Below are 22,031 nucleotides of genomic sequence, written 5' to 3' on the forward strand. Positions count from 1 at the left end.
CGCGGGCGCCGCTAGTGATGCCGGGGCCATGCGCCCTTCAGGTACTGGGTCGGATAGGGCGCCTCGTCGCGCGTGATGCCAAGGACGTGGGCGGCTCGCAACGGCCATGCGGGTTCGCGCAACGCCGCGCGCGCCAGCAGAACCGCATCCGCGGAGCCCTCGGCGAGGATGTGCTCGGCCTGCTCCGGGTCGGTGATCAGGCCGACCGCACCGGTGGGAATCCCCGCGGTGGCACGGATTTGCCGCGCGAACGGAACCTGGTAACCCGGGCCAAGTTTGATCTTTCCCGGTGGGACCACTCCCCCGGATGAGACGTCGATCAGATCGACGCCGCGGGGCTGGATCCGGGTGGCGAGTTCGGCGGTGTCCTCGAGCGTCCACCCGCCCTCGACCCATTCGCTTGCCGAGAACCGCACGAAAAGTGGTTTGTGAGCGGGCCATTCGCGCCGGACGGCGTCCACGATCTCGACGAGCAGCCGGGTCCGGTTGTCGAACGATCCGCCGTAGTCGTCGATGCGGAAGTTCGACAGCGGTGAGAGGAACTGGTGGATCAGGTAGCCGTGCGCGGCATGCAGTTCGACGACGTCGAAGCCCGCATGGTCGGCGCGCGCCGCGGCGGCGGCGAACGCCCGCACGGTGGCATCGATATCGTCCCGCGTCATCTCGCGCGGTGTGTCGAGACCATCGAGCGCCACGGGCGACGGGCCCACGGTTTGCCAGCCACCCTCGTCGGCGGGGATCGTTCCGTCCCGCCGCGACGCCAGCGCCCAGGCGGATGCCTTGCGTCCGGCGTGCGCGAGCTGCACGCCGATTGCCGTGCTCTGGCTGTGGGCGAAGGCGATGATCCGCGCCCAGGCTTCCTGCTGGGTTTCGTTCCACAGACCGGTGTCCTGCGGGCTGATCCGCCCTTCCGGGAGTACGGCCGTGGCTTCCGTCATGACCAGCCCGAACCCGCCGGCGGCGCGGGCGCCGAGATGCACGAGGTGCCATTCGGACGGGACACCGTCGCGCGATTCGACGCTGTACTGACACATCGGCGCCAGCCACACCCGGTTCCCGAACTCGACACCGCGCAGCCGCAGCGGCGAGAACAGTCGCGTCACGACAGCCGCTCCAGCACGACGGCCATCCCCTGCCCGCCGCCGACGCACATGGTGACCAGCCCGGTCTGCTTGTCGTGCCACCGCAACGAGTTGATCATCGTGGTGACCAGGCGCGCGCCGGTCATCCCGAACGGATGCCCGATCGCGATCGCCCCGCCGTTCACATTGAGCCGGTCCATGTCGATCCCGAGTTCCCGTTGTGACGCGAGGACCTGCGCGGCGAACGCTTCGTTGATCTCCACGAGGTCGATCTCCGCCATGGTCATCCCGGCAAGGGTGAGCGCGTTCGCCGACGCCCGCACCGGGCCGAGGCCCATGATCTCAGGGCTCAGTCCGGAGACGCCGGTGGCGAGCACACGCGCCAGCGGCGTCAGCCCGAGTTCGCGGGCTCTCGTGTCGCTCAGGACCACGAGTGCCGCGGCGCCGTCGTTGAGCGGGCAGCAGTTTCCCGCGGTCACGGTGCCGTCCGGCCGGAAGACCGGCTTGAGCCCGGCGAGTCCGTCAATGGTGACGCCCTGCCGCGGTCCGTCGTCACGGGACACCAGCTGACCGTCCGGGGTGCGAACCGGGGTGATCTCCCGCTCCCAGAAGCCGTTCGCGATCGCGTCCTGGGCACGGTGCTGGCTGCGGCAGGCGAACTCGTCCTGGTCCTCCCGGCTCACCCCGTTGCGCTGCGCGACGTTCTCCGCCGTCTGCCCCATCGCGATATAGATGTCGGGGAGTTCCGACGCGTCGCGGGGATCCCGCCATTCGACGCCACCGTCGGCTGCGCGCGCGGTGCGGGCGCTGGCGTCGTCGAACTTCGGATTCATGGTGTCCGGTAGGGAATCGCTGTTTCCCTTGGCGAAGCGGCTGACGGTTTCGACGCCGGCGGCCACGAACGCCGAGCCTTCGCCGGCTTTGATGGCGTGACTCGCCATGCGCAGGGTCTGCAGGCTGGAGGCGCAGTAGCGGGTGACGGTGGCGCCGGGCACCGAGTCTAGTCCTAACAGGACGGACACGGCGCGCGCCACGTTGTGGCCCTGTTCGCCGCCGGGACAGCCGCAGCCGAGCAGCAGGTCGTCGATCTGTGCGGGGTCGAGTGCCGGGACTTTGTCCAGCGCGGCGGCGACCATCGCGGCGGCGAGGTCGTCCGGGCGCATCGCGGCGAGCGATCCCTTGACCGCACGGCCGATGGGCGAACGCGCGGTCGACACGATGACTGCGTCGGGCATGTGATGGGCCTCCGGGGAAGTCGTGTGGTGAGTGGTTCAGGTGTCCAGCCGGGACAGGGCGAACTCGGCCAGCACACCCGCGTCGACGGCCAGATCGTCGACGCCGAGGTCGGACCCGGCTCGCCCGCCGCCGCGGTAGCGGGCCGCGACGCCGAGCGTGATGATCGCCAGCCGCCAGGCCGCGAACGCGATGTAATAAGGCAATTCGCCGAGATCGAGCCCGGTTTCGGTGCCGTAGCGGGCGGTGAGTTCCGCCGCCGCGGGGAAGCCGGGAAGTTCGCTGCCCCTCGGCAGGACCTTCGCCAGCCGGTCTTCCGGCTGCCAGTACAGGAGCAGCGAGCCGAGGTCGGCGAGCGGATCGCCCTGAGTGGACAGTTCCCAGTCCAGCACCGCACGAACGTCACCGGTACCGGAGAGGATCACGTTGTCGAGCCGGAAATCGCCGTGCAGCAAGGCGGTGCGCTGCTGGCGTGGCATCCGGCGGGTGAGCTGTTCGTGTCCCTCTCTCAGCGGCGTGGCGCTGTCCTGCTCGCCGTGGATCTGGGCCGACCACCGGCGTAACTGCCGGGCGAGGTAGCCCTCGGGGCGCCCCAGATCCGCGAGGCCCAGTTCGGCTGGCGACGGGCGATGCAGCTCGACGAGTTCATCCACGAGCGCGCGCCCCGCGCGTACCCGGGCGGGTTCGTCCAGTGCCGCCGCGCTCGCGGTGTCGCGCACGATGGTGCCGTCAACGAACTCCATCACCGAGAACGGCGTCCCGAGCACGCTTTCGTCGTCGCAGAACGCGAGCTGTGCGGCGACGCGGACGTTCGACCGCCGGGACAGCGCCTGCTGGATCCGGACCTCCCTGGCGACGTCGTGCGCGCCCTTGACGTCGATGCGCGCGGGTGGGCGCCGCACCGCGACGGACCGTCCTTGCGCGTCGGTGACCCGGTAGGTCAGGTTGGACCGCCCGCCCGCGATCAAGGTCGACGTGAGCGGTGGTGTCAGGCCGGGAACGCGTGCTTCGAGCCAGGGACCGAGCCGGTCGGCGGGCAGCGTCGCGCTCATCGTGGCGTCACCCTGGCTTGCCGTTCCTGGGCGAGTTTCGCCGCGATGTCTTCGCGCAGCCGCTTTTTCGCGACCTTCCGGATGCTCGTGACCGGAAGCTCCCAGCGCACCTCGACCCGTTCGGGCAGTTTGAACTTCGCGATCCCCTTGCCGAGGAGGAACTCGGCAAGGTCGGCCACGGTCGGGGCCGGACCGTCCTCGCGGGGCACGATGTAGGCGCACACGCGCTCGCCGAGTTCCGGGTCGGGCATGCCGACGACGGCGACCTCGGCGACACCGGGGTGGGTCACCAGCAGCCGCTCCAGCTCGTCGGCGTGGATCTTCTCACCGCCGCGGTTGACGTTGTCCTTGATGCGGCCCTCGATGGAGTAGAACGTCGTGCCGTCGATGTGCTGGGCGCGTGCGAGGTCTCCCGTGCGGAAGAATCCGTCCGGGGTGAACGCCACCGCGTTGTGCTCGGCGGCCGCGTAGTACCCGGGAATCGTGTACGGGCCGCGGCAGGCCAGTTCGCCGATCTCGCCTGGCGCGACGTCGGCCAGGTCGTCGTCGAGGATCCGGACCTCATCGAGCGGGTGGATCGGGGTACCGACAGTGGTGCGGCGGACGTCCGCGGGCGCGTCCCAGGGGGTGCACATGATCATCCCCTCGCCCATGCCGAACACGCCCAGTGCGCGGATGCCGAGCTCGGATTCCAGGCGGTGCGCGTATTCGGGGGTCTGCGGGCCGACGGTGAGCCGGGCGAGCGAACCGAGATCGGCCGAGCGTGCCGCGTCCGATTCGAGCAGCCGGTAGGCGACGGTCGCGTTGGCGACCATGTCGGTGACACGTTCGCGCTCGATGAGTCCCGCGATGACCTCCGCGTCGGCCCTCGGCGCCAGTACGACGGTCGCGCCGGTGAGCAGTGCGGGCAGGACGCACAGGGCGAGGCCGGCGTTGTGCATGACGGGCAGGGCGTGCATGGCCACGTTGTGCTCGTCCCAGCCCCACCGCCGCGCCCAGGCCCGGGCGTTGCACAGGTAGTCGCAGTGCAACCGGGGAATGAGTTTCGGGGTGCCGGTCGTGCCGCCGGACAGCTGCAGTACGGCGAGGTCCTCGGCGTCCACCTCGGGCAGCGGCCCCGGCGGATGCGTGATCAGATCCGCGAGTGCGACGCCACCGCTCGTACTGCCTTGCACCGTGATCGTGAACTGGATGTGCTCGTCGGCGGCGAGGCTGGCCGCCAGCGCGGGAAGGTCGGCCCGTGGCCAGTCGGCCTGGATCAGGTGGGCGCGGGCGCCGGTGAGCGTGATCAGGTCGGAGACCTCACGCCTGCCGTGCTGGGGCAGCGAGCACACCGGCACCAGCCCGGCCTTGAGCAGACCGTAGAACCCGACGAGCGTTTCCACGACGTTGCCCGACTGCACGACCACGGCATCGCCCGGGCGCAGCCCGCGATCCAGCAGACCGAGCGCGACAGCCGTGGTCTGCCGGTCGAGCTCGGCGTAGGTGAGCCGGCGCTCGGCGTCCACCACCGCCACGCGCCCGGGGCAACGCGCGGCGGTGGCGCTCAGCTCCGCGCCGATCGTGGTCTCGCCCCAGGCACCGGCCGCGCGGTAGTGCTCGGCCAGTGCCTCCGGCCGGCGTGGCAGCCGCCGGTCAGCCCTCATCCCGGCTCCCGAGACTGTCGGCGGGCATCGGGTGCCCGGCGGGCACGACCTGGCTGAGCAACGCGGTCGCGCAGCCGGGGCAGACCGCTTGCCGGAACACGACGGTCTCGTCGACGTAGGTCGCCGAGTCCGCCCACACGTGCGGCCCGGCGGCCGACGGTCCGGTCTCGATGCGGGGCAACGCGGCCAGATACGGTTCGCCCAGCTCACCCAGCACCGTGGCGCAGTGGCGACACACGACCGTCCGGCCGTCGAGCAGCGCCTGGTTCGCGTCCAGTGCCTCCGCTTGCGTGACGTCCGCGCGTTGCCTGCTCGCGTCGGCGGTGATGCCCGCGGCACCGCGGCGCGCGGACCGCGCCTCCTCCCGGCGCAGACGGGTCGCCTCCTCGTCCACCGCGCCGTCGCCGTCCAGCACCACGCCGTAGACATCGCGGGCGGCCTGCGCGGACACCTTGGCTTCGCGCACATCCTCGGCCACGGCGGCCGGGTCCCGGTAGAGCGGGTCGCCGTATCCGCCACCGCTCTGCCAGTGGACGTAGACGGCGTCTTCGAGGCCGATGAAGGTCTCGACCTCGCCGCCCATGACGTCGCGGGTCGCGGTGATCTCGTCGAGGCTGTGGGGAACCCGGCCCGCGGCGAGCGCGCCGAGCACGTCGCTGTCGCGCAGCACGATGTCGAGCTGGGTGTTGCCGGGATAGCCACCGGCGAGGCCCGCGTTCTGCGTCGTGGCCTTGCCCGATCCGGAGAACACCCCGGCCAGCGGTGCCGGCGTGTCGTGCGGGACGAGGCAGACCGAGCCGCTCACGCCGCCCCGCTGGGCGCCGGGCCCGCCGGAGTCGGTCTCCTCGCGTCGCCACAGCAGCAGCACCGGCGAGGTGAACTCGGTCATCTCGGCGTCGGGCGCCCGCCCCATCGGGATGACGAACATGCCACCGGTGTCGACGCCGTCCCGGTCCACGCCGGCGCCGTAACCGCCGGCCATCGCGTCCATCACGAGGGACACGAACGGGTACTGGCGCTGGTCGAGACCGGCGAGGGCGACCATGTCGAACGTGCCGCCGCACACCGACTGGACGGATTTACGGGAGTGCGGCCGCGAGTCGAGCATCTTCGCCAGGCACTCGTTGACGAGGTTGCCCGCCGCCCACGCCGGCCCGACCGGGCCCTTGCCGACCGCGGCGGGGAACGACGCGTTGATCATGGTGCCCTCGTCGGCGATGATGTCGAAGCAGCGCATCAGGCCGCCACCCGCCCACGGGATGTCACCCGCCAGTACCGGCAGCAGCGCGGACATGATCCCGGCCCGCACCCCGGAGTACGGACAGTTGATCATGCCAGTTTGTGCCGCGGTGCCACGGAAATCGAACGTCAGCCGGTCGTCCTTTTTGGTCATCGCGAGCACGATCTTGTAGAGCCCGCGGTCGTCCTGGCCGGAGTGCTCCTGATAGCCGGTGGCGTGCCAGGTGCCGTCGGGCAGCTCCCGCAGCTTCGCGCGCAGCCGCTGTTCGGCGTCGTCCATGATCCGCTTCATGACGGCTTTGACCGTGTCGGGCCCGTAGGTTTCCAGCAGCCGCCGCAACCGGGTCTGCGCGGTGTTGTTCGCGCCGATCTTCGCGCGCAGGTCGAGCGAAAGCAGCATCGGCGTGCGGGAGCGGCGGGTCCACATGTCCGCGACATCGCGCTGCAACACGTTGTCCCGCACCACTTTGATGGGCGGCGTCGGCAGCGACTCCCAGAACACGTCCTGGGCGCGCGGGGTCCAGGACCCTGGCGCGACGCCACCGACGTCGAGCTGGTGTGCCACCGCCGAGGACCAGCCGAACAGCTCGCCGTCGAAGAAGAACGGCGCGTACACCGTGGCGTCGTTCTGGTGCAGCCCGCCGCCGACCCAGGGATCGTTGCAGAGGAACATATCGCCCTCGTTGATGCCGGGGTTGTCGGCGCGATGCTGCAGGGTCCAGTAGACGGCCAGATCCAGCGACGCGGACAGGAAGGTGTTGTACAGCCCGATCTGCACCTCCCGGCCGACCTCGTCGCAGAGCGCGAAGTCGAAGTCGTTGGCCTCGGTGACGACGGTCGAGCCGGACATTTTCTTGAGCGTCTCGCCCATCTCGTCGGTGATCGACCACAGCCGGTGCCGGATCACCTCGTAGGTGAGCGGGTCAAGGTCGTCGATGACGTCCTGGCCGACGGTGTGCAGCCGCAGGCTGGCGGGCACGCTCGCGCGGAGCGCCGCTGGGTCGACGGGGCGGCTGTTGAAGACCTCGGCTCCGGGAATCGGGCTGCTCATGAGCGCTCCTCGGCGGTGTGGTGCAGAACGAGGTTGCCGAACCGGTCGATCTCGGCGGTGTCGTGGCGCGAGATCGTGACGGTGGTCGTCGGCACTTCGACGATCGCCGGTCCGGTGATGCGGTGCCCCGGCGCGAGCCGGAGATAGTCGTAGATGGGGGTGTCCTCGAACCCGCGGCGCGGGTCGAGCAGCACCGGACGCCGTCCGGTGAGCGCGTCCTCGACGGATCGTCCCGCCGCGGGCTCGGCCGCCGGCAGGACCACCTGGGACGGGAGCACGCCGGTCGCGTGGACGCGGTAGGTGATGAACTGGAAACCGGCGTCGCCGTAGCCGGTTCCCGTGCCGAACGCGCGGGCGTAGCGGGTCTCGAACGCGGCCAGTACCTCCTTGAGGTCGCCCTCGCTCAGCGTCCCGGACGGCACCGGGGTCGGCAGTTCGGCCAGCTGCATGGTGTAGCGGACATCGACCTCGCGCCGCAGCACGACGTCGACGAGCTCGACGCCCTGCTGCTTCAATGCCGTGCGTGCCTCCGCTTCGAGCTCCTCGAAGGTCTTCGTGACCTCGTCGGCGGGCACCGGGAAGGTCGAGGGCTTCGAGACTTCCTTGACGACGGCGACGTTGCTGGCGGCCAGTCCGTAGGCGGAGAACGCCGCCGCCGACGGGCCGAGCGGCACGACGGTGGACTTCACGCCCAGTTCGGCGCCGTAGGCGAAGCAGTGCACCGGACCGGCTCCGCCGAACGCGTAGGCGACGAAGTGGCGCGGGTCCTCACCCGATTCGACCACGACCTTGCGCACCAGGTCCGCGGTCTGGGCGTTCTGCACGGCGAAGATCGCGGCGGCCGCGTCCTCGACGCTCAGCCCGAGCGGCGTCGCGATGTGCTTGTCGATGGCCTCGCGAGCGCGTGCCACGCTGAGTTTCGTCCGGCCGCCGAGGAAGTTGTCCGGGTTGAGGATGCCGAGCACGAGATCGGCGTCGGTGACGGTGGGTTCCGTGCCGCCCTGGTCGTAGCAGGCGGGCCCGGGCACCGCCTGCGCGCTGCGCGGGCCGATCCGCAGGTTCCCGCCGGGATCGAGCCACGCGATCGCGCCGCCGCCGCTGCCGATCGCCTGCACCTTCAGCATCGGGACGTCGATCACGTGCTGGTTGATGACCGTCGTGGTCGTCTGCAGTGGTTCGCCGTCGACGATGAGCCCGACGAGGAACGTGGTCCCGCCGACGTCGGTGCAGATCACGTTGCGGTGCCCGAGCTGCCCGGCCAGCCGGGCCGCCCCGGTCACGCCGCCGGTGAGCACGGACCCCACCGTCGTGATCGCGGTCTTGGGTGCCTCGCGCGCCGCGAGCGTGCCGCCGGTCCCCTGCATGATCAGCAACGGGCCGCGCAAACCGTTGTCGCGCAGGCGATCCGTGAGCGGCTCCAGGTAGCGGGCGAGTGTCGGGCCGACCTGAGTGCTCATGATCGTGGTCGCGTTGCGGGAGAACTCGCGCATTCGCGGCGAAAGTTCGCTGGACAGCGTCACGTACATCTCGGCTGCCTGCTCGTGGATGAGTTCCCGCAGCCGCCGCTCGTGCGCGGAGTTGCGGAACGACCACAGCAGCGACACCGCGATCGCCTCGACGTCCTCCGCGAGCAGCTCCCGGATCGCTTCGCGCGCCTGGTCCTCATCGAGCGGCACCACGACGCTGCCCTTGTAGTCGACGCGCTCGATGACCTCCTTCGCCCGGCGTTTGGGCACCAGCGGCGCCGGTTTGCGGGTGGCGAGAATGTCCTGGACCTGCTCCGGGCTGTTGCCGGCGTAGCGGCCGATGACGTTCATGATGTAGATGGAGTCGCGGTGGCCGACCGTGGTCAGCCACCCGACCTTGCCGACGTCGCCGATCACGAGCGCGTTGAGCGTCGAGGTCGTGCCGTGCGCGATGTAGGAGGTGTCCGCCAGCAGCTCGCGCAGGCCGACACCGGCGCGCTCGGCCAGTCCTTCGAGTACCCGCACCACCCCGTCCGCATAGTTCGGGGGTGTCGAGGGGGTCTTCGTCGAGATCATCGTGCCGTCGTCGCGGGACGCGACCGCGTCGGTGAACGTGCCGCCGACGTCGATACCGATCACGTAAGCCATTAGTGTGCCTTTCCGCCCGAGGTCGCGGCGCGGGCGTTGCGCCGTTTCACCCGTAGCTCGTCATCCGGGTCGGTGGACGGGAACGACTCCTGCAACGCGGACGGGATACCCGCCGGGTCGAGGCAGATGCCGTACCGCTCCAGGTTGTGCGTGTGTGCCAGCTGGTGCAGCGCGAACGCCGCCTGGATCGCGGTCGTCTGGCCCTGCGCGTCGACCGCCTGGTTGACGGCTTCCTTGGTCAGCCGCAGCGCGAACATGGGCTTCGCCGCGATCTTGCGGGCGAGGCCGAGCGTGAACGTGGTCAGCTCGCCGAGGGGCACGACGTGGTTGACCATGCCGAAGCCGTGCGCCTCCTGGGCCGTCCACGAATCCGCCGTGTACAACAGTTCCTTGGCCTTGCGCGGCCCGAGCTCCCACGGGTGCGCGAACCATTCGACACCGCAGACACCCATGTCCACCACCGGATCGGCGAAGGTCGCGTCGTCCGCGGCGATGATGAGGTCGCACACCCAGGCCAGCATCAGCCCGCCGCCGAGCGTCCTGCCGTGCACCGCCGCGATCGTCGGCTTCGGGATCGAGCGCCACCGGCGGCACATCTCGAGGTAGATCTCCTCCTCGCGGGCGACCCAGCCCTCCGCCCCGGGCTCGCCGAACCCGCCCCAGGTACCGACCTGGCCGAATTCCTCGTGCCACACAACGTCTTTCAGGTCATGGCCAGCTGAGAAATGCGGGCCGTCCCCGGTCAGCACGATCACCTTGACGGCGTCGTCGTGGGCGGCACGGTCGAACGCGTCGTTGAGCTCGTAGGTCATCCGGACGTCCTGCGCGTTGCGTTTGTCCGGCCTGCTCAACGTGATCACGCAGATCCCGGGTTCGGGGATCTCATAGCGAACGGATGACGTCATCGGCAACCTTTCGATCTGATAGGAATTCGGTGAACTGTTCGTAGGCGGCGCGTCGCCGGGTGGGCAGATGCTCGGTGGGGATCCCGTCCGCGGGCGGGGTGTACCCGCGCAGGATCAGCCGCGCGGCGCTCTGGCGGTGCACCTCGTCCGGACCGTCGTAGATGCGGGCGGCACGGGCACGGCGGTACATCCCTTCCAGCGGCAGGTCGGCCGAGAAGCCCAGCGAGCCGTGGGCCTGCACCGCCCGGTCGATGACGTCGTGCAGGACCTTCGCGCCGTAGAACTTGATCAACGCGATGTCCTCGCGCGCCTCCTTCGACCCGACCGTGTCGATGCGCCACGCGGCGTGCAGCGTGAGCAGGCGCGCGGCCGCGATCTCGGCGGCGGAGTCGGCGATCCAGTTCTGCACGGTCTGCTTCTCGGCGAGGGTGGATCCGTGTGAGTAGCGGTAAGTGGCGCGTTCGCAGAGCATGTCCAGCGCTCGGCGCGCCTGCCCGATCCAGCGCATGCAGTGGTGCACGCGGGCCGGGCCGAGGCGTTCCTGCATCATCGCGAATCCCCGCCCGGGTTCACCCAGCACGGCGTTGGCAGGCAGCCGCACGTCGGTGAACGTGATCTCGCAATGGTTCTCGATCTGCGCCGGCCGCGGCTCGGGGTCCTCCATCGACGGGATATCGCGGCGGATGTCGACACCCGGGGTGCCGCGGTCCACGATCACCACCGTCGCCCGGTCGCGTGGCGGTGCGTCCGGATCGGACACCGCCATCACGAGCAGGAAGTCGGCCAGTGACGCGTTGGTCGCGAACCATTTGTGTCCATTGAGGACCCAGCCGCTCCCCTTGCGCTCCAGCCGGGTGCTCAACAGGGTCGGGTCGGCCCCGGCACCGGGTTCGGTCATCGCGACCGACGAGCGGAGGATGCCTTCCAGCAGCGGGACGAAATACCGGGCGCGCTGCGCGGGGGTCGCGTGGGCGGCGAGCAGTTCGAGGTTGCCGGAGTCCGGCGGCGCCGTGCCGAACAGTGTCGGCCCGACGCGGGACCGTCCGACGATCTCGTTCATCAGCGCGAGCCGCAGCTGGCCGCGGCCGGTGCCGCCATGCTCGGGCCCGAGGTGGGCGGCCCACAGGCCCCGCTCCTTGACCTCCTTGATCAGCGGCGCGGCGACCTGGTCGAATTCGGCGACGGGAAGATCGAGTGCCTCCAGCGGGACGGCCTTGGTGTCGATGAACTCCCTGATCCAGGCCAGTTCGTCGGCGAGATCGGGATCGGTGCTGAAGTCCCAGCTCACTGCGCACCTCCGGCGGGCGTTGTCCACAGTGACCGCTCGCGTTCGGCCAGTTCGGCGAGCAGTCCTGGCGGCGGTGCGGGGCTGTCGAGCCGGCGAACGCCCAGCGGGTCGAGCCGCTCACGGATCCAGTACAGCTCCTCCTCGGTGGGCGCCGGGGTAACGGGAATGGCGCCCTGCGGCGGAAGCAGTTCGAAACCGGTCGCCTTGACGACGTCGTCGTAACTCACCCCGTGGTGCAGCGAGCGCACCCGCATCCCGGCCCCGTCCCGGTCGAAGTCGAACACGCCGAGGTCGGTCACCAGCATCCGCGGTTCGCCCAGGGTGAGCCCGAGCCGGTCGCGCTCGGGCCCGAAACCGAGACCACAGCGGAAGTCGACGCGTTCGACCAGTGCGCGCGGCGTGTGCTTGCGCACGTGGAAGGTCAGTTCGGCGAGCCGGACCATGTCATCGGGAATGCCGCGCGAACCGATCATCGCGACCTTCGGCCGCTCCCAGTCGCCGAGCACGGAGATGTTGCAGGACCCCGTGCGGTCGACCTGCACCGGTCCCATGCAGATCGCATACTTGCCCGCCGAGATCAGGTCGAACGTCTCGATCCAGTCCGACCCGCGGACCGCGCTGGTGGACGAGATCCACTCGTCGTTGAGTCCTTTCGCGGTGGGCGCGCAGTCGTATCCGGCCATGCTGCCCCCGGCCATCAGCACGATTTCGGGCGCGTACAGGGCTTTCGCGAGCCGGGAGGCGATGTCGGCCGAAACCGTCGCGGCGGCGGCGATGACCTCGCCGCGGTAGATCTGTGCCAGCACGCTGATCACTTGCTCCTCGACGGTGAACCCGGTCATCGTGTCGCTCCCTCGGCGAGGGTGCCGGCGTGCTCACGCAGCCAGTCGCGGTCTCGGCAATGGCTTACGTAGTCGGTGGCGGCGGAGTAGTCGAGTGGCCAGTCCGGAAAGGACGCCGTGAAGCCGCATCCGCGCGGAACCTCGGCGACGCCGGAGACCCACAGGCGGGAAATGGTGGTCTCGTGCTCGCTGATGGCTCCGCCGAGCCGGTCGACGATCCGGTCGGCGGTCACGAAAACCGTGGACGCGGCGCGGACGAGCTGCGGATCGAGGAAACCGTCACCGGTGATGCGGACGTTGCCTTCGCGGTCGGCTTCGCCCGCGTGCAGGAAGAGCACGTCCGGCCGGATCGCCGGGACGGCGGTCAGCTCCTCGCCGGTGAGCGGGCAGTTGAATCGCCGGAACGGGGTGCCGGGCACGTCCATCAGGTCCACTCCGGGACCGGTCACCGTCGGCATGAACGGAACCCGCCGGGTCGCGGCCTCGACCCCGGCGATGAACATCGCCTCGGTCCATTCGACGACGGGCAAGTCCCCGGACTCGCGTGCCCGGCGAAAATTCGGCGACAGGCCGAGCGCGTCGAGTCCGACGTAGGCGGACTGCAGCTGCTCGACCACACCCGCGCCCAGCATGAGATCCACGTCGGGACCGCCGAGGAAAACCGCGAGCCGCACCGGCGTCCGGCGCAGCGCGAGCGCCGCGACCGCCGCCATCGGCTTGCGCATCATTCCCCCGCCCCCGAAGGAGACCAGGGAGTGCGGTTCGACGGCGGACACCATCTCCCCGAGCGGGACAACCTTGTCCATCGCGCCTCCGACTCTTGAGTCGTATAATCAACTTTTGAGTCGAGACTGTAGACAGGGCTCACCGCCACTGTCAAGACGGGGCACACAAAGACGTGACCCCCGGTCAAAGACCGGGGGTCACCAGAAATTCAGTCGTGGTCAGGAACCTTCGGCGGGCAGATGCCGCTCGACGTACTCCAGGTCGGCGCGAATGGCCGCGAGTGCCGCCCTCGGGCCGACCGGAACGGACGCCCGGTCGGTGCGCGCGACCGAGCGCAGCGCCATCAGGGCCAGCTGGTCCGCCACCGCCTCCGGGGCCGCCCCAGGAGCGTCGGGGCGGAACCACCATGCCACCCAGTTGCAGGAACCGAGGATCGAAAACGCCGCGACACGTCCGTCGGTGGGCCAGAACTCGCCGCTTTTGATACCGCCGTCGATGATCGCGCTCAGATGGGCGAGGATCGCCCGCTTGCCCGCCTGATGCCTCCGCCGGAAGGACTCGGACAGGATGTGCTCGCTGCGGTCGAGCAACCGGAACCGGGACGGGTGCGCGCAGATCCGCAGGGTCACCGATCGCACGGCCCGGGTCAGCCGCTCGGACCAGCTCAGTTCGCTGGCCTCCATCTCGGCCAGCTCCGCGGCCGCGGTTTCGGTCAGACCCGAGACGAGCATGCCGAGCAGCTCGTCCTTGCTCTTGATGTAGTGATACAGCGAAGGACGTGTGATACCGACGGCCTCGGCGATGTCCTTGAGCGTCGTACCCTCGAAGCCCCGCTCGGCGAAGAGCGCCGCGGCACGGTCGAGGAGCTCGTTCTCCATCAACTGCCGGCGCGAGGCACTACCCGTCACGACGAACCTCACCCTTCCCGACTCCCGAGTCGAGGACTCAACTGAGTGTCAACGTTAGCCCCGGGACGAACGAAGATCCGCAAGGGGGCGGGTGCACGACCCGACTCGTCACGCCGCCCGTGGCGCGCATGGCCGGTTGGGGTTCAGCGAGGGTGACGCTCGATGAAAGTATCGGACAGCAGCGCGGCCTGACCTGCGCGGCGGCGCATGACGACCGACACGATACCGGCACAGACCACGGTGAGGACCGCAGCGGCGGAGGCGACGGTCACAACGCCGGTGCCGACCGGCGTGCTCCCCCGGCCTCCCGCGACCGCGAGCACTACCAAGACACCGAGAGCGTCCGACACGATGGCGCACAGCCACATGGCCAGTGCCAACCTGCGGATCCCCTGGAAGAACTGAAGATCGAATGCCGGACTGGTGAGGGTACGCGAGCCGGCAGCGGCCGCGTCGACCCCGGAGGACAACAAGGCTACCGCCCCACCTCCCGGAAAGATCAGTCCAAAGTAGAACAGCGGGTGCGTGTCGGTCGGTGCGGCGGAATTGGTGCGCGTCACCGAATCATGCGCCAGCCGGACTTTGGCCTGCGCGGCTGCGATCTCGGGCTTGGTCCTCTGGTCACCGGAATCTGATTCGCCAGTTCCGCATCCAGCAGCCCCTCCACGTCCCGGCCGGTGGCACCCGTCTGCGATGCCCGGGGCTCGACCACCTGTCGCCGGCCCTCGGCTGCCTCGAAACCCCATCTCCGGTCGTTCACGCCGGCGAACCCTACTTGATGAATGTTCGGCGGCAGCCCGTATGCCGCAGAGGATCTTGTCGCGGTTGCCGGCCCGCTCGGGCCCTGGGGAAAAAGTTCGTGGGAAAGTTGGGCCGGGGATGTCAAGACGGCGCCGGCGGCTACGACCAACGGTCGAAGGGGCCAGGCGGGTCCCGCGAAGCTGAGGAGTACGAGATGCAGTTCTTGATCAGCATGCACATCAACCCGGCCGTGCTGGACGCGCTGACCGACGAGGAGAAGGCGGCGATCGGCGAGGGGCACGCCACGTTCATCGAGGCCATCAAGGAGTCCGGCGAGCTGATCACCACCCAGGCCCTGGCCGACCCGTCCCAGGCCGTCGTGGTCTCCGTCCGCGACGGGGCGCCGGTGGTGACCGACGGCCCGTTCCTGGAGTCCAAGGAGTACCTGGGCGGCTTCTACCTGGTCGACTGCGAGAACAAGGAACGCGCGATCGAGCTGGCGGCGCGCATTCCGGACACCGCGATCACGGGACTGGGCGTCGAGGTGCGGCAGGTGATGTTCGCCGACGGGAACCTGGAGGCGTGACCATGGGAGCCGGGGACCTGCTGCGCGAGCTCACGCCGCAGGTCCTCGGGGCACTCGTGCGGCGGTACGGCCGGTTCGACGGGTGCGAGGACGCGGTGCAGGAGGCCGTCCTCGCCGCCACCGTGCAGTGGCCCGCCGAGGGCGTGCCCGCCAACCCGCGCGGCTGGTTGCTCACCGTCGCGTCGCGCCGGCTCGTCGACCAGATGCGCAGCGACCACGCGCGCCGCGAGCGCGAGCTGGCCACGGCGACCGAGGCGGTGCCCGAGGAACCGCAGGGCACCGACGACTCACTGGTGCTGTTGTTCCTGTGCTGTCACCCGGCGCTGACCGCGGCCTCCCAGACCGCACTGACGTTGCGGGCCGTCGGCGGCCTGACCACGGCGGAGATCGCGCGCGCGTTCCTGGTTCCGGAAGCCACGATGGCCGCCAGGATCAGCCGGGCCAAGCAGCGCATCAAAGCCGAGGGCAGCTCGTTCGCCATGCCCGGCGGCGCCGAGCACGCGGAGCGGCTGCGGGTCGTCCTGCATGTGCTGTACTTGATCTTCAATGAGGGTTACACCGCCTCCTCGGGCAGCGACCTGCACCGCGCCGACCTCGCGCGCGAGGCGATCCGGCTGACCAGGATGGTCCACGCGCAGCTGCCCGGGGACAGCGAGGTGACCGGCCTGCTCGCCCTGATGGTGCTCACACACGCCCGCCGGGAGACACGCACGACGGCCGGCGGCGATCTGGTGCCGCTGGACGAGCAGGACCGGGCGAAGTGGGACCGGGCGCTGATCGACGAGGGCATGGCGCTGGTCAAGGCGTCGCTGGCGGGGCCGGCGCTGGGGCCCTACCAGCTGCAGGCGTCCATCGCCGCCACTCACGCCGACGCGGCGACCGCGCCGGAGACCAACTGGCGCCAGGTGCACGCGCTGTACCTGATCCTGGAACGGATCGCGCCCAACCCGATGGTCACGCTCAACCGCGCGATCGCGCTCGCCGAAATCGAGGGCCCGGCGGCAGGGCTCGATTTACTGTCCACACTGGACGGCGACGAGCGCATGGCCGGGCACCACCGGCTGCTGTCCGTGCGGGCCCACCTGCTGGAAAAGACCGGCGACACCACCGGCGCGTACGAGCACTACCGTCGCGCCGCGAAAGCGACGGCCAGCCTCGCCGAGCGCCGCTACCTCGAATCCCGCGCGAGCCGCGTGCATTCCTAGCGGCGCACCGGCTCAGTCTCCGGTCGCCTTCAATGACGCGACCGCCTCGTCGAGCATGGGCTGGTCGACGAAGTCCTGGGCCGGAAGCACCAGCGATCGCGGGAAGAAATGGCTGAGGTCCACGCCCAGGCTCCAGGCGCGGACCTCGACTCGGTGCGCCTCGGCGTCTGCCACGGCGCGCACGAGATCGGCGTCCAGGAAGCCGTCGGGGTTCAGCGCCGCGGACGCGCTGTCGGACGGACTGCCGTCGGAGATGAACACGACCACCGACCGGCCCGTTCCGTGCGCACGGGCTCGCCGGGTGGCCCACCTGAGCGCCTCGCCGCCCAGGCCTTCCCGGAAGAGATCTTGCTTGAACAGACCGGCGATGCCGCGCCGAGCGTGGCGCCAGGACGCGTCCGCGGACTTGAAGATCAGGTGGAGCCTGTCGTTGAGCCGGCCAGGATTGCCGGGCCGTCCCGCACGCGTCCATTCGCGACGCGAACGACCGCCGTCCCATCCGGCGGTGGAGAATCCCAGAACCTCCGTCGTGGCACCGATTTCGTCGAGTGCACGGGCCAGAGCGTCCACGAGGACCGCGGTCAGCGGGATATGCCGCTTCATCGAGCCGGAACAGTCCAGGAGAAAGGTCACCGAAACGTCGGCGGTCCTCGAGACGGCCGCGTCGCGGAAGATCCTGGTCTCCCCCGGCGAGGCGATCAGCGTCGCCAGACGCCGGCCGTCGACGTGGCCGCTGTCGAGCCCGTGCGTCCAGCCGTCCTCGGTGGGCGACAGCAGCGCCCCGGCCAGCTCCCGCAACAGCTTCGGACGGTTGATCCGTGCCCTGCGGCCGAGCTCGTCGAGGCGGCGCCGGAACTCCCGTTGCTGAGCCGGCCGCACCAAATCCACGACAGCACGCTCGCGATCGTGGACGGTGGTGAAAATCCGGTACGCGTTCGCCGCAGCGCCGTGCCCGCCGCCGACCGCCGCCGGGACCCCGGTACCCTCCGCATCCGCGCCGCCCAGGAGATCGCTGAGTGCGCGCTGCCCGGCGGAACGAGCCCGCCCGGACGGCTTCCCGGGATCGCCCAGCAGGCACGCGATGCCGGTCGCGAACTCGGCGGCCTTGATCGCGAACCGCCCCTGTTCCGAGCGCAATCGTCGCAGGTGCGCGGTCCGGGGACCGAACTCGGCCGCCAGCGCCGCCCGCACCGGCTCGATCGACTCCTCCACCGGTCCCGGCAGGGGGCAGCCGGTGAGGTGTGACCACGTCATCGCGGCGACACTGTGCAGGAGCAGCCCGGCCTCGGTGTGGGTGAGCCCGCCGCCGTCCATGCCCAGGAGCCAGTGCTCGACGCGATGCCGCACATTCCCGGCCACTCCGGCAAATCCGCGCGGCACCAGCGATTCGACACGAAACTGCTCCAGTTGGTCGAAAACCAGTCGCGCGACGTCACCGTCCGGCCGGTGCCGCAGGTGCACAGCGGTGTCCGACAACCGGATCCGCAACGCCAAGCCATCGGCGGCACCGCGCAGGCAACACCGCTGCTCCGCCTCGACCCGGACGTGGGGTGCCAGCATCGTCATCGGCACCGCGCCCCGGTAAGGCCGTCCGCCGCGGAAACACACCTCGCGATCACGGCCGAGCGCGCGGACGGTGGTGGCGCGCACCGCATCGACTCGGTGCGTGGCACGCGCGGTTCCGCGATCGGCCAGCGCGTCCCCCGCGGTCATCAGGCGCTCATGCGTGGCTGGTACGGGGCCGCGTCGTGGCCGAAGCAACGCTGGAAGTACTCGTCGACGATCTCCCGCTCGAAGTCGCCGCACCTGTTGGTGAACGTGACGCGCAACGCGAGTGCGGGATCGCCGAGATAGCGGGTGTTCTCCGCCCACGTCACGACCGTGCGGGTGGACATCAGGCTGGTGAGATCACCGGATTCGAGGCCCTGGCGGGTGAGCTGGGCGAGCGACACCATCGCCTGCGCCGTTCGCTCGTCCACGCCGGGCACCTGGCCCCGCACGATGCCGATCTCGGTCTCGGCAGGCAGGTAGTCCAGCCGGGCCACGACGTTCCACCGGTCCAGCTGGGCGTGGTTGACCCGCTGCACCCCGTGGTAGAGCCCGTCGTGGTTGCCGAGACCGGCCGTGTTCGCCGTGGCGAAGAGGCGGAACGCGGGGTGCGCCCGCAGCACCTCGTTGCGTTCGAGCAGGGTGAAGCGCCCTTCCTTCTCCAGCAGGCGCTGGATGACGAACATGACGTCGGGACGTCCCGCGTCGTACTCGTCGAGGACCAGCGCGACCGGGCGGCGCACAGCCCAGGGCAGCATCCCCTCGTGAAACTCGGTGACCTGTTTGCCGTCCCGTACGGTGACCGCGTCACGGCCGACGAGTTCCAGGCGCCCGAGGTGCCCGTCGAGGTTCACCCGTACGCAGCCCCAGTTGAGGCGGGCGGCGATCTGCTCGACGTGCGTGGACTTTCCCGATCCGTGCCTGCCGTGCACGAGCACCCGCCGGTTGTGCGCGAAACCCAGCAACAGCGCGAGCGTCACCTCCGGGTCGAAGCAGTACGCGTCGTCACGGTCGGGCACGTGCTCGTCGGGCTCGGTGAATGCCGGAACCTCCAGGTCGATGTCGAGCCCGAACACCTTCCGCGCGTCGGCGACCGTGTCCGGCTTCCGCGCGCTCACGATGACTCCTCCGGGGTCCCGGCCCCGGTCTCGTGCTCGCCGATGGCCTCGGCCGCTCGCCGCAACGCCGGCAGTGCGGCGCTGACGTCGTCGAGCGACAGGCGCATCACCGGCGCCTGGACGGCCACTCCGAGCACCGGCGGGCTGCCGTCCGGACGCGGCACCGCGACCGCGACGCAGACCAGGCCGGGCAGGTACTCCTCGTCATCGACCGCGTAGCCCAGCTCGGCGATGCGCTCGAACTCCGCTTCCAGCGCGTCTGGATCGGTGATCGTCTTCGCGGTGTACCGCTTGAGGGGCGTGTGCTCGATCAGCTTGCGGCGTTGCTTCCGGGGCATCCGCGCGAGGAACAGCTTCCCGCTGGCCGAGCAGTGCACCGGCACACGGGAGCCCGGGCGCAGGTAGAACCGCAGCGGTTCCGGTGTCTCGACACGGTCGAGGTAGACCACCTCGCCGCGCGAGAGGGCGGTGAGGTTGCAGCTCTCGCGCAATTCCTCGACCAGGTGCTGCAGGATCACGTGCCGGCCCGCGTTGCGCGAATCGTTGAGCAGCACGTTCTCCGCCAGCCGGTGCAGGCGGACTCCGGTCGTGTAGCCGCGGCCGTCGCCGACCCGCATGAGCAGATCCGCCGACTCGAGCTGCTGGAGCATCCGGTGCAACGTGGGCTTGGGCAGGCCGGTCTCGGCCACCAGCGACGGGAGCGACACCTGATGGTCGCTCGTCGCGATGAGCTCGAGCAGCGCGAACAGCCGCAGCGCCGGGGTGTCGCCGGACAGCGGTCCCTCGGGCTCCTGAATCAGTTCCACCTCATCCCCTCTCCGTCTCAGAAAACAGTACACCGCGTTCCGATCCTGAAGACAACCCGTTGACGCGGACGAGCCGAGCCACTTACAGTCCCTTGCGACTCAACTTTCCGGAACAGTTCGTTCCAAATTTCGCAACAGGGAGTGGCAATGAGCGAGCGAACAGCGCAGCCGCAGAAAATGACGCCGTCGGAGGCGTTCGTCGAGACGCTGGCGGCCAACGGCGTCACGGAGATCTTCGGCATCATGGGCTCGGCCTTCATGGACGCCATGGACATCTTCGCGCCGGCGGGGATCAAGCTGATCCCGGTCGTGCACGAGCAGGGCGCCGCCCACATGGCCGACGGATATGCGCGAGTCAGCGGCCGCCACGGCGTGGTGATCGGCCAGAACGGGCCGGGAATCAGCAACTGCGTCACCGCGATCGCCGCCGCGTTCTGGGCGCACAGCCCCGTCGTCATCGTCACTCCCGAGGCGGGGACCATGGGCATCGGGCTGGGCGGCTTCCAGGAAGCCAACCAGCTGCCCATGTTCCAGGAGTTCACCAAGTACCAGGCGCACGTGAACAACCCGGCTCGGATGGCCGAGCTGACCGCGCGGGCCTTCGACCGCGCGATGTCGGAGATGGGCCCGACGCAGCTCAACATCCCGCGCGACCACTTCTACGGCGAGATCGAGACCGCGATCCCCGAACCGCAGCGCCTCGACCGCGGCCCCGGAGGTACGCGCAGCCTCGACGAGGCCGCCGACCTGCTTGCCGCGGCGGAGTTCCCGGTGATCGTCGCCGGTGGTGGCGTGGTGTTCGCCGACGGCGTCGAGGAATGCCGCGAGCTGGCCGAACGGCTCGGCGCGCCGGTCGTGAACAGCTACCAGCACAACGACTCCTTCCCGGCGAGTCACCCCCAGTGGTGCGGCCCGCTCGGCTACCAGGGTTCCAAGGCCGCGATGCGGCTCCTCTCCAAGGCCGATGTCGTACTCGCGCTGGGCACCCGCCTGGGCCCGTTCGGCACGCTGCCGCAGCACGGTCTGGACTACTGGCCCAAGAACGCGAAGATCATCCAGGTCGACGCCGACCACAAGATGCTGGGCCTGGTCAAGAAGATCGACGTCGGCATCTGCGGTGACGCCCGCGAATCCGCGGCGGCACTCACCGAACGGCTGCGCAAGCGGACGCTCGCCGGTGACTCCACTCGCGACGCCCGGGCCGAGCGGATCCGCGAGGAGAAGGCCGCCTGGGAGCGCGAACTCGACGAGTGGATGCACGAGCAGGACCCCTACAGCCTCGACATGATCGCCGAGCAGGAAGGCGAGGACGGCGACTGGCTGCACCCCCGGCAGGTCCTGCGCGAGCTCGAGAAGGCGATGCCCGAGCATGTGATGGTCTCCACCGACATCGGCAACATCAACTCTGTCGCGCACAGCTACCTGCGGTTCGAGGAACCGCGCTCCTTCCTGGCCCCGATGAGTTTCGGCAACTGCGGCTACGCCCTGCCCACGATCATCGGCGCGAAGGTCGCGGCGCCCGAGCGGCCCGCGATCGCCTACGCCGGCGACGGCGCGTGGGGCATGAGCATGGGCGAGATCATGACCGCCGTCCGCCACGACATCCCGGTGACGGCCGTCGTGTTCCACAACCGGCAGTGGGGCGCGGAGAAGAAGAACCAGGTCGACTTCTACGACCGCCGCTTCGTCGCCGGTGAGCTGGAGAGCGAAAGCTTCGCCGGCATCGCGCAGGCGATGGGCGCCGACGGCATCGTCGTGGATCAGCTCGACCAGGTGGGTCCCGCGCTGCGCAAGGCGGTCGACGCGCAGATGAACGCGGGCCGGACCACCGTCATCGAGATCATGTGCACCCGCGAGCTGGGCGACCCGTTCCGCCGCGACGCCCTGCGCAAGCCGGTGCGCTTGCTCGAGAAGTACCGCGACTACGTGTGATCGCCCCCG

18 protein-coding genes are annotated in these 22,031 nt (G+C 69.9%); 3 read left to right on the forward strand and 15 right to left on the reverse strand.

The genetic code is table 11. From position 1 onward, the window contains the following. Window positions 1–11: 11 nt before the first annotated feature. The 12 genes from HFP15_RS05720 to HFP15_RS05775 form a co-directional block, all read right to left on the reverse strand. Window positions 12–1,103: an NADH:flavin oxidoreductase/NADH oxidase gene (locus HFP15_RS05720; RefSeq protein ID WP_168512156.1), complete on the reverse strand. Its 1,092-nt coding sequence runs from the start codon at window positions 1,101–1,103 to the stop codon at window positions 12–14. After that, on the reverse strand, window positions 1,100–2,317 hold the full coding sequence (locus HFP15_RS05725; protein WP_168512158.1) for an acetyl-CoA C-acetyltransferase: 1,218 nt from the start codon (window positions 2,315–2,317) through the stop codon (window positions 1,100–1,102). Before HFP15_RS05725 ends, HFP15_RS05720 begins: the two co-directional genes overlap by 4 nt. Window positions 2,318–2,353: 36 nt before the next feature. Continuing rightward, window positions 2,354–3,367: a phosphotransferase family protein gene (locus HFP15_RS05730; RefSeq protein ID WP_168512160.1), complete on the reverse strand. Its 1,014-nt coding sequence runs from the start codon at window positions 3,365–3,367 to the stop codon at window positions 2,354–2,356. Further along, the gene (locus HFP15_RS05735; protein WP_168512162.1) at window positions 3,364–5,013 is read right to left on the reverse strand and encodes a (2,3-dihydroxybenzoyl)adenylate synthase; all 1,650 of its coding nucleotides are present in this window, start codon (window positions 5,011–5,013) and stop codon (window positions 3,364–3,366) included. Before HFP15_RS05735 ends, HFP15_RS05730 begins: the two co-directional genes overlap by 4 nt. Then, the gene (locus tag HFP15_RS05740; RefSeq protein WP_168512164.1) at window positions 5,003–7,303 is read right to left on the reverse strand and encodes a hydantoinase B/oxoprolinase family protein; all 2,301 of its coding nucleotides are present in this window, start codon (window positions 7,301–7,303) and stop codon (window positions 5,003–5,005) included. Before HFP15_RS05740 ends, HFP15_RS05735 begins: the two co-directional genes overlap by 11 nt. Further along, window positions 7,300–9,417 carry a hydantoinase/oxoprolinase family protein gene (locus HFP15_RS05745; protein WP_168512166.1) on the reverse strand — a complete coding sequence of 706 codons (2,118 nt, stop codon included), beginning with the start codon at window positions 9,415–9,417 and terminating at the stop codon, window positions 7,300–7,302. Before HFP15_RS05745 ends, HFP15_RS05740 begins: the two co-directional genes overlap by 4 nt. Beyond that, window positions 9,417–10,322, reverse strand: coding sequence for an enoyl-CoA hydratase (locus HFP15_RS05750; protein WP_168512168.1), 906 nt, complete (start codon window positions 10,320–10,322; stop codon window positions 9,417–9,419). Before HFP15_RS05750 ends, HFP15_RS05745 begins: the two co-directional genes overlap by 1 nt. Further along, on the reverse strand, window positions 10,300–11,610 hold the full coding sequence (locus tag HFP15_RS05755) for an acyl-CoA dehydrogenase family protein (protein ID WP_168512170.1): 1,311 nt from the start codon (window positions 11,608–11,610) through the stop codon (window positions 10,300–10,302). The genes HFP15_RS05750 and HFP15_RS05755 overlap by 23 nt, the downstream gene beginning before the upstream one ends. Further along, window positions 11,607–12,452, reverse strand: coding sequence for a CoA-transferase (locus HFP15_RS05760; protein WP_168512173.1), 846 nt, complete (start codon window positions 12,450–12,452; stop codon window positions 11,607–11,609). The genes HFP15_RS05755 and HFP15_RS05760 overlap by 4 nt, the downstream gene beginning before the upstream one ends. Beyond that, the gene (locus HFP15_RS05765; protein WP_168512175.1) at window positions 12,449–13,258 is read right to left on the reverse strand and encodes a CoA transferase subunit A; all 810 of its coding nucleotides are present in this window, start codon (window positions 13,256–13,258) and stop codon (window positions 12,449–12,451) included. The genes HFP15_RS05760 and HFP15_RS05765 overlap by 4 nt, the downstream gene beginning before the upstream one ends. 138 nt (window positions 13,259–13,396) lie before the next feature. Continuing rightward, window positions 13,397–14,086, reverse strand: coding sequence for a TetR/AcrR family transcriptional regulator (locus HFP15_RS05770; RefSeq protein WP_168512177.1), 690 nt, complete (start codon window positions 14,084–14,086; stop codon window positions 13,397–13,399). A 143-nt stretch (window positions 14,087–14,229) separates the two neighbouring features. Then, entirely contained in the window at window positions 14,230–14,646 is a 417-nt protein-coding gene (locus HFP15_RS05775) for a hypothetical protein (protein ID WP_168512179.1), read from the reverse strand. A 395-nt stretch (window positions 14,647–15,041) separates the two neighbouring features. Between HFP15_RS05775 and HFP15_RS05780 the strand changes: the two genes are divergently transcribed. Together HFP15_RS05780 and HFP15_RS05785 are read left to right on the forward strand one after the other, a co-directional pair. Next, window positions 15,042–15,413, forward strand: a complete 372-nt coding sequence (locus HFP15_RS05780; RefSeq protein ID WP_168512181.1) for a YciI family protein — start codon at window positions 15,042–15,044, stop codon at window positions 15,411–15,413. A 2-nt stretch (window positions 15,414–15,415) separates the two neighbouring features. Continuing rightward, entirely contained in the window at window positions 15,416–16,618 is a 1,203-nt protein-coding gene (locus HFP15_RS05785; RefSeq protein WP_168512526.1) for an RNA polymerase sigma factor, read from the forward strand. 12 nt (window positions 16,619–16,630) lie between these two features. On the opposite strand, the gene HFP15_RS05790 is transcribed toward HFP15_RS05785, so the two are convergent. The 3 genes from HFP15_RS05790 to HFP15_RS05800 are packed head-to-tail and all read right to left on the reverse strand — an operon-like array spanning window position 16,631 to window position 20,090. Further along, window positions 16,631–18,331 (reverse strand): cobaltochelatase CobT-related protein, encoded by a 1,701-nt coding sequence (locus HFP15_RS05790; protein WP_168512183.1) that lies wholly within the window; start codon window positions 18,329–18,331, stop codon window positions 16,631–16,633. Continuing rightward, window positions 18,331–19,284, reverse strand: a complete 954-nt coding sequence (locus HFP15_RS43390; protein ID WP_312871479.1) for an AAA family ATPase — start codon at window positions 19,282–19,284, stop codon at window positions 18,331–18,333. The genes HFP15_RS05790 and HFP15_RS43390 overlap by 1 nt, the downstream gene beginning before the upstream one ends. Beyond that, the gene (locus HFP15_RS05800; protein ID WP_168512185.1) at window positions 19,281–20,090 is read right to left on the reverse strand and encodes an IclR family transcriptional regulator; all 810 of its coding nucleotides are present in this window, start codon (window positions 20,088–20,090) and stop codon (window positions 19,281–19,283) included. Before HFP15_RS05800 ends, HFP15_RS43390 begins: the two co-directional genes overlap by 4 nt. Window positions 20,091–20,237: 147 nt before the next feature. Here HFP15_RS05800 and xsc point away from each other — a divergent pair, with 147 nt between their 5' ends. After that, a complete protein-coding gene (xsc, locus tag HFP15_RS05805) occupies window positions 20,238–22,022 on the forward strand; it encodes a sulfoacetaldehyde acetyltransferase (protein ID WP_210716733.1) in 1,785 nt (594 codons plus the stop codon). Window positions 22,023–22,031: the final 9 nt, after the last annotated feature.

This window comes from Amycolatopsis acididurans (genome assembly GCF_012328925.1).
GTDB classification, from domain to species: Bacteria; Actinomycetota; Actinomycetes; order Mycobacteriales; family Pseudonocardiaceae; genus Amycolatopsis_E; species Amycolatopsis_E acididurans.